Source organism: Spirosoma terrae (assembly GCF_010435915.1).
GTDB lineage: Bacteria > Bacteroidota > Bacteroidia > Cytophagales > Spirosomataceae > Spirosoma > Spirosoma terrae.
Window position 1 is genome coordinate 115,374 of sequence record NZ_JAAFZH010000005.1, and the last position, 14,594, is coordinate 129,967.

The following is a 14,594-nucleotide window of genomic DNA, read 5'->3' on the forward strand; positions in this document are numbered from 1 at the left end:
AAAAGGGTCTTGGTCGAATAAGGAGATAAAATTTAACGGGGATATAATAGATTTAAGCGTTAAAAGCTCCACAACCTATCGACCTCCCTTTTATGTCCATCAACCATAAATTATTAATCTATAAAAAAGTACGTATTAATTCGTATAAATCCAGATTGTCCCAATCTCCACAAGCAGGGTTTACTCAGGGTTTAACAACAGATGCCTGCACCAGTACAGGTACTGGTATCACTGGCTTGCCTCATGTTGATAAAGTCCGGCAATAATCCTTGATAACTTGGAGAATCAGGTTCCTTCTGGCTCGTTAAGGAGTACGTATGGGATTGACTTTGTTTATTGGCGACTCCCAGTATTACCATTTCAGCAGATCATTGATCTACTGGAAAACGATGGGTTACAGACACACATTCATGATCAACTGGTACGGGAAGCTATTTTTTTAGCTTCCCCTTCTTTTGATAAACAGCTTGCTGCCGATCCTCTTTTAAGTAAAGATGACCTGCGGCTGACCTTCTTAAAGTACTTATTAAGGATGGGCAGTCGTCCGACTCCCTTCGGTTTGTTTGCTGGATGCTCTATAGGACATCTGGGATCAATATCGTCTGTTGATATTGAAGGTAGGACACTTCGGAGTCATTATACATTAGATTCAAGAGTACTCTGGCAATTATCCCGTTATTTAACGAGTTTATCTGATCTTCATCCTTTTTTGCGGTTTCAGCCCAACAGCAGTCTATATCGAATCGGAGATGCAATTTGTTATACAGAGGTGTTTGAGGGCAGCAGTGAGCCTACTTTTTTTACGAGTGAGCTGGAGCGAAACCGCGTATTAGCGGCACTATTCGACCGGGAACAGATCAGAACACTGCCTGAGTTAGCGCAGATGCTGATCTGTAAAGGATACTCATCCCATCAAATAAATGATCTTCTGGAACGCCTCATCGACGATCAGCTTTTAGTCAGTGAATTAGCCATCAATGTAACGGGTCAGGATTACCTGAGCCGGATAGTCGGGCTGGTAAGGCTTATACCCGGACAGGATGATCTCTGTCAGACTCTATCAGAACTGCAGAACATTCTTTCAGACCATTGTTCATTGTCGGAAAAACAGGCATCTATTCATGCCGTTTTTCTAAAACGTATAGGTGTACCGTTAGGTAATTTTCCCCTGCTTCGGGCCGATACTATTTTTTCGGAAAACTTCATTCAATTATCATCAAAGCAGTTAGGGTATTTACAGCAAACGCTGGAAAAGCTGTTTGGCCTCTCGGCTCAATATGCTGACCTCGATCCACTGGCAGGTTTCAGGCATACATTCTATCAACGGTACGATGATCAGGAGATTCCACTAATGGTAGCGCTCGATATTGATATAGACTTTAGCTTTACTGGTAATGGGGAGACCGGAGAGGAGGATCTTATTGGTCAGATCGCCTTCTCTGATGGGCCTGTCGATACCGTTGATGAGGCAAGGCGACATCTTCCGGACATGGATAAATGGTTACGTAAAATCTATAACCGCTGGTTTGAATCGCGAAAAGAGGTTCTTATACTAACCGATCAGGATTTAAGAGACTTACCAGCATCTGATGGAATACTACCAAATAGCTATTTTACACTCGGTTATTTTCTGGCTCCGTCTGCCAAGGCCATTGACGAGGGGGAATTCAGATTTCGGGCAAAGGTCATATCAGGGCCAACAGCCTTTCCCTTGTTGGGCCGTTTTGCTCAAGTCGATAAAGAATTGGAAAAACTCATTAAAAAGACACTTGATCAACAAGAGGCTAGTGATCCAAGTCGGATTTATGCAGAAATAGTTCATTTACCAGATGCAATTACGGGTAATGTAATACAACGACCGATTTTAAGCAGCTATGAAATTCCCTATCTGGGATACTCAACGCTTCCTGCTGAACAGCAGATTACAGTGGATGATTTATTGGTTTCAGTACCTCAGGGTAAACGGGTGATCCTCCGCTCGAAACGTCTAGGGAAAGAAGTGGTTCCACGTTTAACGACTGCTCATACCTATCAGGCAGGCTTACCTGTATATCGTTTTCTGGGAGAAGTACAACGACAGGAGGCCAATCTTAGCGTCAGTTGGCATTGGGGCCGATTAAATGACGTTCGCTATCTACCCAGAGTGCAATACCGGAATATAATTCTTCATGAAGCACGCTGGCGCTTGGAGTGGCATGATTATCAGTCAACTCTGTCAGAACTGGAAAATGTAAGGCAATGGCGTCAGCTCTGGCAATGGCCCAGATATATTGCGTTGGTACAGGCTGATCAGGAATTGCTAATTGATTTAGATAGTCAATTGTGTATGAGCCTTTTGGTCAATACTGTCAAACGTTTACAGACAGTATTCCTGATTGAATGGCTACGAGTACCAGAGCAGTGTTTTATTGAAGACCGAAGCGGAAAGTTTACGCACGAGGTTATCCTGCCTTTTTTCCAGAAGAAACCACTTTACAAAGCGGATAATAGCCGCCCGTTGCCGGCAAAGTTAAAAAAGCAAAATATGCGTAACTTTCCTCCAGGCTCTGAATGGCTCTATTTGAAGGTCTATTGCGGTCACAGGACGGCTACGAAAGTAATTACTAAGCTGGGGAAAATAGCAAGAACAATGGTTCGGTCAGGACTGATTTCGCATTGGTTCTTTATTCGGTATCAGGATCCGGAACCACATATTCGTATCCGTTTTCATCTAACGTCCGCTTCCAGTTTTCTAAGCGTTGTGGATGCCAATCGAAAGCAACTGACAACGCTACTGGATTCAGGAGAAATCTACACAATACAGTTAGATACATACAAACGGGAAATTGAAAGATATGGTTTGGCACTGATAGATTTAGTAGAATGGTGTTTCTGGGCTGACAGTGATGCTGTTTTAACCTTATTATTGGAAAAAATATCTATTAGGGAACGTTTTTTTATCAGCTTGTACAGCATTGATTCCTGTCTTTCCTTCATAGGTTATTCGACGGACGAAAAAAAGAATTTTTGTCAGAACTATTTTCAGGCTCTATTTCATGAGCATGGGAATAATCATATTACCAGAAAAAAGTTGGCAGGAAAATACCGGGAAAATGAAAAAACTGTAGTTTCGATATTGACTGGCAAAGCAGGGGATACAATATCCAAGCAGCAAATACAAAATATTGAGAGGCGAAACAAACGGATTATTTCTTTTCTACATTGCTCTGATCGCAATGTAGAAAATCTGGGTAGTATAATTCACCTGTTTATTAATCGTTTATTTGAACACCATCAACGTACATATGAACTATTACTTTATCATCATTTAACTCGGGCTTACCAATCAATTTCAGCTAATTTTGCGGCGACTGCCCACTTCAACAGTTCAGAAGCTTGCTAACTCTGGCAGCGGTCAGGAATATATTTACGTAGTATAAATGGTTTATCTTTTCCTTAACTCGTAATAAGCTAAGAACTAGGACCGGAAGACTATATACCCCCCTGTTATCAGATAATAAACTCTATTAAAGAATTAATGCTGTTAAGTTTGCCTATCAACCAGCTTTTTGCCCTTAAACCTCGTACTCTCGTTCCGCCTGTTTCTGCAGATACAGCCTCAAGCCGATCTTATAACAGTCCAATCCCTAATTTAGCGATGGACAGATGAGTCCATCGCTAAATTAGCTGGGCAGTATTGTTGCTCTGCGGACAGTCGCTCATAGCTTGCATAGATGCCGTCTGACCATAGAGGATTACTTAACCTAGTTTTATCGGATCATGTAGACATCAACCGAAAGTTTAGGTCAGTTTAAAAAGAACTCCGATTATAGGCATCTTGCAGCTATACAGCTCATCTCCTTAGCCCATCTTGTGCCCCGGTTTACTGTAGCTAGATGTTCATAACTCACTATTTCAGCTTGACCATTACAATCCAGTTCAAAAGTATCCATTGAGCCTTTATCGTTTTTAAGCCCGCCTTTGTCGATTTAAAACGGGGGCTTGTCGAATATTATAAACTAATGTGGTTTGGATGTAATAATTTCAAGTCAAGAGAGCCCGGAAGGGTATTTGTCCCCGCCTAATTACTAGTACAAAAACAGTTTGCACTAAAACAGTAGAGATGGATGGTAAAAGCTTAGCATCTTCCAGCTATCCAGTAGGGTTATCAAACCATTGGGGCTCACTGATTTCTAAAACACCTCAGAATAGCTCTAGCGTATACGTATTTTCAGGCTTAGGTTAATTTATTGAAGCTCTATTAAATAAGTGGTCTGCCGGTACTATGAATCCGATCGATTTTTTTTATTTACGAACACCACTGTTATCGCTGGAACAGATTATGGATTTGCTGAACGGTGGTAATCTAATGGCTTATCGGAACGACCGCCAGATAATGGAGGCTATTTTTTTGGCCTCTCCATCATTGTATAATCAGCTAGGGGATGACCGGTTTCTGGCAAATTCTGCCGTAAAAAATGCTTTTCTAAGCTATCTGATACGGATGGGAAGCCGACCAACCCCATTTGGCTTGTTTGCAGGTTGTTCGATCGGAAAATTTGCTGAAAAGTCGTCGTTGAACTTACAGGATAAGTGCCTTAAAACTAACTATTCTTTGGATGCAAGAGTATTGTGGCAATTATCACAATATCTAGTTGGTATACAATCATTATGGTCTTTTCTGACTTATCAGCCTAATACAAGTCTGTACAAGCTTGGAGAATTAAATTACTACATAGACATTCTAAAAGGAAAAGAGGACTTCGAGTATCACCAAACTGAAATCAAACGGACCAGAGTCCTTGATATTCTATTCAGCCGTTCTGGAAAAGTAAAAACCTATGCAGAGTTGGTGGAAATGTTGGTGGAAGAAGGCTATGAGAAGGAAAAAGTCTGTTTACTTCTGGAACAATTAATAAGCGATCAGCTATTAGTCAGTGAACTTTCGATAAACACAACAGGAACTGATTATTTGACAAGAATTATTCAATTAGTTAAAGAAATACCTGGTCAATATCCATTATGCAAGTCATTGGAAAAACTTCAGAACGTGCTTAACGAAGAAATTCCTGTTCAAGCAAAACATGATTCAATACAATCTATCCTTCAAGAGCGTATAGGGCTACCGTTAGGAAGTTATCCGCTCATAAAAGCAGATGCTTTAATTTCAGATGTTAGTATTCAATTGCATAAAGGTCGTATAATAGCTTTACAGAAAACCCTAGAAAAGCTATTTAACCTGAGGGTGCAGCATAACGATTCCTGTCGCCTTGAACAATTTAAGAAAGCGTTTTATCAAAGATATCAGGAGCAGGAAGTGCCATTAATGACAGCGCTTAACGAGGAAACAGGCATAGATTGTGCCTACTATCAACCACAGGTTGATGATCATATCATAGACCGGTTAAATCCTAATCCTCGAGCCCGAAACAAAGAAAGTTCAGCGAATGAAAATGAATTATTAAATCAGTGGCTTTTAAGAAAATACCTTAACTGGCTGGATTCAGATGAAACAGTATTAAACTTATCAGATAATGACTTAAATGATCTACCACAGACGAAAAAGCCCTTGCCTTCAAGCTATTACGCCCTTGGCTACTTTCTGGCTACTTCAACAAAAGCGATAGATAACGGGCAATTTACTTTCCGAGCCAAATATATTGCAGGGCCGTCCGCATTTAATTTACTTGGGCGCTTTGGAAGTGTTGATACTAAACTAGGTCAAAAACTTAAAAAGAACATTAGTCTGTTCCGAAAAGGAGAAGATGAAGTCATATACGCGGAAATAGTCCATATACCGAATGCAATCTCTGGTAACGTACTACACAGACCAGTATTAAGTGACTATGAAATACCTTATTTGGGATACTCTACACTTCCTCATAATAACCAGATTACAGTCGACGACTTATTAATTTCAATTACTCAGGATGGGAATATTATCCTGAGATCAAAGCGTCTAGGGAAGCGTGTGATTCCATGCTTGACCACAGCACACAATTACCACTCCGGTTTACCTATTTATCGTTTTTTATGTGATCTGGAACATGAGGACACTTCACTTAAAATTAGCTGGAACTGGGGTCCGTTACGGGATGCTAGGCATTTACCCAGAGTGCAATACCGAAATGTAATTATGTGCGAAGCTCAATGGAAATTGACGTTAAATGATTATAATACCGGAATAAGCAATATGGCAAATATTGTCCACTGGCGTGGACAATGGAAGTGGCCAAAGTATATGGCGTTGGCAGAAGGGGATCAAGAGTTGCTGATTGATATAGATAGCGAACTGACGGGAGAAATAGTAATCTCTGCGCTGAAAAAACAAAAAATTATATATCTGTTTGAATGGTTAAGGAATCTGGATAGCTGTTGTGTGGAGAGCAGGCAAGGTAAAGAATCACATGAGGTAATCATACCCTTCAGGCAGAAAAAAAATATTATCAAACAACTGGTAAATGACAAAATAAATATAAAACATAGACAGGTATTTATTCCTGGATCGGAATGGCTATTTATTAAACTATCTGGTAGTCGAAAAGCCGCTTCTTCTCTGTTGAAAAGAGTAGGAGAAATCCTGGATGTTTCATTTTATAATAAGCAGATATCGCATTGGTTTTTTAAGCGAGAAATAACGGCCGGTGTAGAACTAGAAATTTATATTCATCTTAACACCCAGAAGAGTCTGAATGAAGTGCTGGATCGTTGCCAGAAGGAGATTAATGCTTTTGTAAAAACAGGCGAAATACATACGGTTCAACTGGATAGCTATAAACGCGAAACCGATAATTGTTCTATGGGTGATATCAATACTATTGAAAAATGTTATTGGTTAAATAGCAAATTGACGATATCAATTCATAATAATCATAACGGAATTGATGATGTTATATGTCTGATAATGTATACAGTGGAAAATTACCTAACTATAATGGGATTTTCTGACGAGAACAAGCAAAGATACTATTTGAAGCGTTTCGAATCCTTAATAGAAAGTAAAGATCTTCCATCAGAAACAGGCAGTTTACTTGCACGCGAATACAGAAAACGAGAGTTAGCAATTAATAAACTCTTTAGGGAAGAGGAGAAAGTATTCTATAAAGAACAGAAAAAATTGATTGATAAACGCAATGAGCAGATAAAGAAAATTACAATGCCTCTAATTAATAATCAGGAAGAATTTACTGAAGTAGAAACTAAAATTCATGCTCATTATATTAACTGTTTTACCGGAAAAGATAAGATGCTCTTTGAGTTGATGGCCTACCATCACTTATTAAAGAGACATAAACGTATACATTTTAAAAGTTTAAAAGTGAATGCATTTCAATAACTTGTTCGAAAAATAGACTTAATAAATCCGAATTAATTATAAGTATAAGATCCTTGTAAAGGAAAGAAGTAAATATTGAGAACTATCAGTTGAAATTAGAGTAGTTTCAATATCGACTAAGAACAAATGTAATGCCAGAATGATATTAAATTACTCTGGTTTTATCTAGTAGAATATATCTTTTTTTTGCAAGTGATCATAGCAAAAAAATATTTATATTAGGCGGAACTGAAAAGCCTAAACAGAGTAGGAAAACCCTTTCATCTAAAAAAAATGAAAAAGCTAGTAAAATTTGATGTAACACGTGTAACAGCACAGCAATTGACAGCTATTCGCGGCGGTAAATCTTTAGTTTTGTCAGAAGCTCTGGAATTTTCAGGAGACACCATTTCAGATGAGTATGCGACAACCTGTACGGGAAGTGACCACGATACGCGGCCTACCGATAATGATTAAACAGCTGAGTATAGTAAAATACTTTGCTATTTAAACTAATAGTCAGTCAATTAGTAAGTCTAAATATTAGTACTTACTAATTGACTGATATAATAAATCGAAAATGAGGCTATAATTACTTATAAAGAGGAACGATATGATTATAATATTTTCTCATCAATTTGAATACAGTACAAATGTTGTAATTGATTGGCTAAAAAAGTATAATGTTAACTATATAAGAATTAATAGTGATGAAAATAGGTATAAGCTAAAAGAAATTGACGAGGAAAAAATTATATTCTGTGATATGTTTACAAAAAAAGAATATAATTTTTTAGATGCACATTCTGTTTGGTATAGGCGCGGTGGAATATCCGATAGAATGCTGTTAGGTGATGATATTTTATCTGAATATGAAACTAATGTGTGTGATCCAGAAGTAAAGAAAAACTTGGCCTCACAATTAGATTATTTAAGAAAATATATAATAAATAAAGTATTTAGAAATTGTTCGGTTAAACTTGGAGACCCTGAACTTAGAGATCTGAACCGAATGATGCTATATGACCTAGCGAAAAAAAAAGGTTTCTTAGTTCCAAATTATACTGTACTAACTCATACAGACTCAATAAACTGTGCACTTAAAAAGCATGGCGCTATAGTATCAAAGTCTATAGCAAATGGATTGTATCATCACACGCTAAACAAAAGATATTACACCTATACAGAGCAGATAAATGAAATCGATACTATTGATCTAAAACCAAAAAATATTTTCCCATCATTAGTTAGTGAGAAGATTGAAAAGACCTTTGAAATAAGAAGTTTCTTTCTTATAAAGGAATTTTACTCAGTTGCTATCTTTTCGCAGAATGATTCGCAGACATCAGTTGATTACAGAAAATATAATAAAAAAATACCAAACAGGCAAGAAGCCTATATAATTGATGATAAAACGAAATATAATTTATTGTCTATATATAATGAATTGGGCCTGAATACAGGATCTGCTGATTTAATTATCGATGCTGACAACAATGTGTATTTTCTTGAAATTAACCCTGTTGGACAATTTGGATCTGTGTCAAGCGCTGGTAATTATAAATTAGAAAAAAAAGTAGCACAATATTTAATACACGGTGACTTTAACTAATAAGCAAATATGGAAAAACTAACCCTTGAAGAGAAAAAATTAGATGAGCTGGGCATGCTGCCAATTAATCATAGTAGAATTTATTCTAATTTGGTTACAGATATAAATGAAGAAAATAAATTAATAAGGTATTCATCTAAATATAATACAGACCTGCTAAGGAGTGGTAAACCAAGGAAAATTATTTCAAAAACAATTAATTACTCATTGTTCGATGAAGAATAACCTGCACTTAAGCTCAGAAGTAATTTTTAATTCGGGTATAACCAGAGGCGTTATAATCGATACAATTCGGAGAGAGCTTTTCTATATAGATAATAGCTTTATCAGAATACTGGAACTTATAGAAAAAGATTCTAATGAGTCATTTGAAAAAATGGTTAAATTAGTTCCTTTGCCCGAACTCCATAAATTTTTTGATTTTTTAGTTGAAAATGAACTAGCCTTTTATTCAAAAGGCCCAGGGGAGTTTAAAAGAATTGATACCTCCTGGGAAATACCACTGGAAGTTATAAATGGGATAATTGATATTGATACTGATTTCAGCTTCTATGAAAAAGCGCTAAGTGAATTTGAAAAAGTTGATTGTAGAGAATTGCAGATCAGACTATTTTCAGATCTGGATTTAACAGAGTTTCAGAAATTAGTAACCATAATTAATCAATATGAATTTCATTACGTTGAGATACACCTGGTAAAAAACTCTTATATTCCTGAAGAAGAGATAAGGCGTGTAATCGAAAATGTGTGGTTTGTGACGAATATACTTATTTATGGAAGCGAGGACAATAAAATCGTTCGAGTAATTAATGATACAGGTGATTATTTTCAGATATCTTTAGGGACTATTTCTTATTTAAAACAAAGCCTGAAACAAAATGGATGCGGATCTATTTCTCAGCATACCTTTACCTGGAGTAAAGACAACATCCGGGAAAACATCAGCCACAATTCCTGCCTTAATGGCAAAATAAGTGTGGATAGGAGTGGATATATCAAAAACTGCCCTTCAATGGCAAAAAACTTTGGGAATATTGCTTCAGTAAGCTTTAGAGATGTTCTGAATAATAATGAATTCAGAGGCTTATGGTTAATAAATAAGGATAAAATTAATATATGCAAGTTTTGTGAATATAGAAAGATCTGCACAGATTGCAGAGCATATCTGGATAATCCAGACGATATATATTCCAAGCCTTTGAAATGTGGATATGATCCATTTACTGCTCGTTGGGAGGATTGGAGTACTAATCCATTAAAGTTAAAGGCTATGAGCGTATACGGCCTGGTCTAATTAAGTGTATTACTAAATAATAAAAGTTAAATAATATTTAATGTGCCTGCCGATTATATAGCCTAGCTTACTTTAATTTTTATGAATTAATTGCTATTTATTACAGTTTGAACTATAGGCTTTTAAATTATTTTTTCATCGAAATATGGTAAAGTTTATTCCGCAGCAGGATAAAATGGATTGCGGACCAGCCTGTCTGGCCATGGTATCTTCATATTACGGAAAACACTTTACTGTAAATTATTTGAAAAAGAAATCATATATAACAAAAGAGGGGGTAAGCTTACTCGGCATTTGTGAGGCAGCTGAAGAAATTGGGTTCGAAACAATTCCGGTTAATTTAAAAACGGAGAATTTGAGATATTTTTCAACAAACAAATCTCACGAAAATTTACAGCTTCCGGCGATTTTATTTTGGGAACAGAACCATTTTGTTGTTTTGAATAAAGTTAAAAATAGCTTTCTATTTGGTGAAACGCTATTTGAAATTGTAGATCCGGCGCATGGATATATAACACTTACGGAAACGGAATTCAATAAATCATGGTTGGGCGATGGTAATTTAGGAATTGCCTTATTTTTGAATCCATTAAAAGATTTTTTTGCCCATGAACCGGTGCAAGAACCAAAGTTTGGTTTTACTGAATTTGCTGAATTTGTCAAACCATACAAAAAAGATATTTTTCCTATATTTTTAGGCTTACTGGTTAATACTATTCTTAATTTGTGTTTTCCATTTTTAACGCAGACACTTATAGATAAAGGTGTTAATGCTAAAAGCCTTTCGATTGTTTATGTTATACTAATAGCGCAGATTTGTATTTTTATGGGCTCTGTAACCGTAGAAATTATACGGAGTTGGATAACATTATATGTAAGTGCCAGGCTAAACCTGAGTATAATTTATTCCTTTCTTAGTAAAATTATACTATTGCCACTTAGTTTTTTTGATTCGAAGTTTGTTGGTGATTTTAACCAGCGAATTCAGGACCATAAACGAGTAGAACAATTTTTAACATCTCAAAGTATAAGCGTATTTTTTTCATTACTGACGTTCGTTGTATATGCTTTTATTTTATTTTATTATGATATAAAAATTGTAATATGCTATCTTTTATTTACCTGTCTAGGTATCGGGTGGTCATTGTTTTTTCAGAATAGTAGAAAACATCTTGATTATAGTAGATTTAAAATTAATACTGATAATCAAGATGCTATTTATGAGTTACTTAACAGTATTCAGGAGATCAAATTAAATAATATTGACAAAAGAAAATTGTCAGAATGGGAGAATATACAGATCCGACTTTTTAATTTAAATTTAAAAAGCCTTCGGATTAACCAGATGCAGTCAATCGGATTTGATGCTATAAATCAATTTAAAAACTTAATTGTAACGTATATCGCAGCCAGAGAAGTTATAGCTGATAATATTACGCTAGGTGCAATGCTGAGTATTTCGTTTATTATCGGGCAATTGAACGCTCCTCTAAACCAGTTTCTATTTTTTTTAAGATCAATGCAGGATGCAAATTTAAGTATCAAACGGCTTCTTGAGGTTCAGCAGGAGGTAAATGAAGAAACATCCGATCAGCTAACTTCTATTGAATCCACATCGTTTGATCGTGCAGGTATTAACATTCTGAATCTCGGTTTTCAGTACGAAGGCCCTAAGTCTATGATGGTTTTGGATGATTTATCGATGTATATACCTAAAGGCAAGATTACCGCTATTGTCGGATCCAGTGGCGGAGGGAAAACGACTTTGTTGAAAATTTTATTACAGTTCTATAAGCCCGTTCAGGGTAATATATATATTGATAATACAAATTTGCAAGATATATCGCCTAAATACTGGCGTAGTATGTGCGGGGTTGTTATGCAGGATGGTTATATATTTTCGGATACTATTGAGCGTAATATTGCGATGACGAATGATGATATTGATGTCGTCAGACTTCATCGTGCAATCGATACAGCAAATATCAAGGAATTCATAGACGGCTTGCCACTTAAACTAAAAACGCGTATCGGTCCTTCAGCCGTAGGAATTAGCGCTGGCCAGAAACAGCGTATTTTAATTGCAAGGGCTGTTTATCATAATCCAGAGTATGTATTCTTTGATGAAGCTACGAGCGCACTCGATGCCTACAACGAAAAGGTAATACATACTAATCTGCAGAAATTCTTTAAAGGAAGGACTGTATTGATAATTGCCCATCGGTTGAGCACAGTTAAGGACGCTGATCAGATTATTGTTATTAATAATGGACGGGTTGTGGAGTCGGGCTCACATATGCAGCTTGTTTCCCTGAAAAAATCTTACTATCATCTTGTAAAGAACCAGCTTGAATTAGCGTCTTGACCAGTCATGAATAAATCGGCTTTACATAAATCCAATATTTACATAGTACGATTTGGGACACTCTTCATTTGTATTGTCCTGTTGCTAATAATTTTTATTTTGTATTCTTTGAAAATTAACAATCAACCAGTTCTTAAACTAATTTATAGTTATTATACGGCTAAAAGAACAGGTAGTGATTAATAACTTAACTAATATTTTTTCTTCATTTGGTGTCCAGAAAAAATAATGCCTGATTTAGATAGATTTTATTTTTTTGCGCCTATAGCTGTATTAATATGGAGGATTTACCTATATTTTTGTCAGCTCAGCCAGATGATTATTATTTTATTTGGCAACTTGAGCTTCAATTAATTAATTTTAAATCACTGTCAATTCCACCAGATAAAGTACATATATTGGTTAGTTACAACTCGAAAAGAGGTGTTAGGGATTATTTTATAGAATTTGCTGATAGATATTCTCATAATGCATGCATTTATTTTTACCCTGATACAAGGGATAAGAAAAAATATTTATCTTCGATACGCCCTAATATTATTCGCCAGCATTTTGAACAACACCCTTTTTTGTGCTCAAGTGAAATATTTTATCACGACTCTGATATAATTTTCAGAAAATTACCTGACTTCAAACTGATGAAGGACAATACTCAGTGGTATGCTTCTGATACTGGCTCCTATCTCAACATAGAATATATCAGCAGGTATGGAGGAGCAGACTTATTATCTCTGATGTGTAAATCTGTTGGTATTGATTACAAGGTAGTAATAGAGAATAATTCTGAGGTAAATGGTGCTCAATATTTTATAAAAAATGTTAGTATAGACTTTTGGGAATCCTTGGAGACCGATAGTGAAACTCTTTTTAACGTTCTTAGAGATTATAACTTTGCTAAGTCCGATGAATTATATACCCTAAATGAATCGATGCGAAGTGGATATCAGGGGATTTCTACATGGTATGCTGATATGTGGGCTTTCCTCTGGAATGCATGGAAACGTGGTATTGCAGTTAAGAAGCATGCTGAACTGGACTTTTGCTGGCCTTATGATTCCATAGAGCGCTGGGAAAATACTAATATTCTACACTATTCTGGTTTTATTGATTCTGAGGATAAGTCGCTTTTTCGAAAGGGTAATTACCCTCATCATTCGCCCTATTATGACCATACCCTTGCTTTAATTTCAGAACAAACCTGTAGCTCTCCAATTAAGTTACTTATCGGAGAGGCTTTACAGATATTTAACCAAAGTAGGCATAATTTATCTGATGTTACATTTATTATTCCAGTTTTTATTGACTCTGAAAGCCGACTTATAAATTTATACACTGTAGTTAGTTATTTGAGTAAATATTTTAATTCTAATATTATACTTATTGAGTCTGGTGCTGAGAGCAGGATTAATGTGAGTTTTTTAAATGATTCATGCCATTATATTTTTCATGAAAATCCTGATCCGCTCTTCCACAGGACTCACGCCATTAATACGGCCGTGAAGCTTTGTCTTACACCAATAGTTGGAGTTTTTGATTGTGATGTGGTTCTAAGTATCGATCAGATTCTTGAATCAGTTTCCTTCATCAGATCTAATCAGTACGATCTGGTTTACCCATACGACGGAGAGTTTATTAATGTAGATAGCTTATATAAAAATATGTTTTCTAAAATCCTTGACATTAAATTGCTGATTGATAACAGGGATAAGTTTTGGACTTTGACGAAACGCTCCTATGGTGGTGCCTTTTTTATTTCTAAAAAATTATATAGTAAAGCAGGTCTTGAAAATGAAAATTTTAGGAGCTGGGGTCCTGAAGATTTGGAGAGAAAAAAAAGGATGTTAATTCTAGGCTATCGCCTAAAACGTATTGATGGTCCAATTTTTCACCTTATTCATGATCGTAAGGATAATTCAAAATACACGTCTAACTTAAAGGGTGTTTATTTTGATGAATATTTTTCTATTTGTAATATGCGTAAGCCAGAATTACTAAGTTATATATCTAGCTGGAGTTGGACTTAGAGCTT

The 14,594-nt window shown here is 36.0% G+C and carries 8 protein-coding genes; all 8 read left to right on the top strand.

The window, feature by feature from the left end:
- The first annotated feature begins 277 nt into the window (after positions 1 to 277).
- The 8 genes from GK108_RS13530 (at position 278) to GK108_RS13565 (ending at position 14,589) form a co-directional block, all read left to right on the top strand.
- Positions 278 to 3,382, top strand: a complete 3,105-nt coding sequence (locus tag GK108_RS13530; protein ID WP_163948896.1) for a lantibiotic dehydratase — start codon at positions 278 to 280, stop codon at positions 3,380 to 3,382.
- 882 nt (positions 3,383 to 4,264) lie between these two features.
- Positions 4,265 to 7,315, top strand: a complete 3,051-nt coding sequence (locus GK108_RS13535; RefSeq protein ID WP_163948900.1) for a lantibiotic dehydratase — start codon at positions 4,265 to 4,267, stop codon at positions 7,313 to 7,315.
- Positions 7,316 to 7,588: 273 nt separating this feature from the next.
- On the top strand, positions 7,589 to 7,771 hold the full coding sequence (locus tag GK108_RS13540) for a hypothetical protein (protein ID WP_163948902.1): 183 nt from the start codon (positions 7,589 to 7,591) through the stop codon (positions 7,769 to 7,771).
- Between the two features lie 136 nt (positions 7,772 to 7,907).
- On the top strand, positions 7,908 to 8,906 hold the full coding sequence (gwsG, locus tag GK108_RS13545; protein ID WP_163948904.1) for a grasp-with-spasm system ATP-grasp peptide maturase: 999 nt from the start codon (positions 7,908 to 7,910) through the stop codon (positions 8,904 to 8,906).
- 9 nt (positions 8,907 to 8,915) lie between these two features.
- On the top strand, positions 8,916 to 9,131 hold the full coding sequence (locus GK108_RS13550; RefSeq protein WP_163948906.1) for a hypothetical protein: 216 nt from the start codon (positions 8,916 to 8,918) through the stop codon (positions 9,129 to 9,131).
- Positions 9,121 to 10,200 (top strand): grasp-with-spasm system SPASM domain peptide maturase, encoded by a 1,080-nt coding sequence (gene gwsS / locus GK108_RS13555; RefSeq protein WP_163948907.1) that lies wholly within the window; start codon positions 9,121 to 9,123, stop codon positions 10,198 to 10,200. The genes GK108_RS13550 and gwsS overlap by 11 nt, the downstream gene beginning before the upstream one ends.
- Before the next feature lie 145 nt (positions 10,201 to 10,345).
- Complete coding sequence (locus GK108_RS13560) at positions 10,346 to 12,565, top strand: peptidase domain-containing ABC transporter (protein ID WP_163948908.1); 2,220 nt, start codon at positions 10,346 to 10,348, stop codon at positions 12,563 to 12,565.
- 278 nt (positions 12,566 to 12,843) lie between these two features.
- Positions 12,844 to 14,589 (top strand): galactosyltransferase-related protein, encoded by a 1,746-nt coding sequence (locus GK108_RS13565; protein ID WP_163948910.1) that lies wholly within the window; start codon positions 12,844 to 12,846, stop codon positions 14,587 to 14,589.
- Positions 14,590 to 14,594 lie beyond the last annotated feature (5 nt).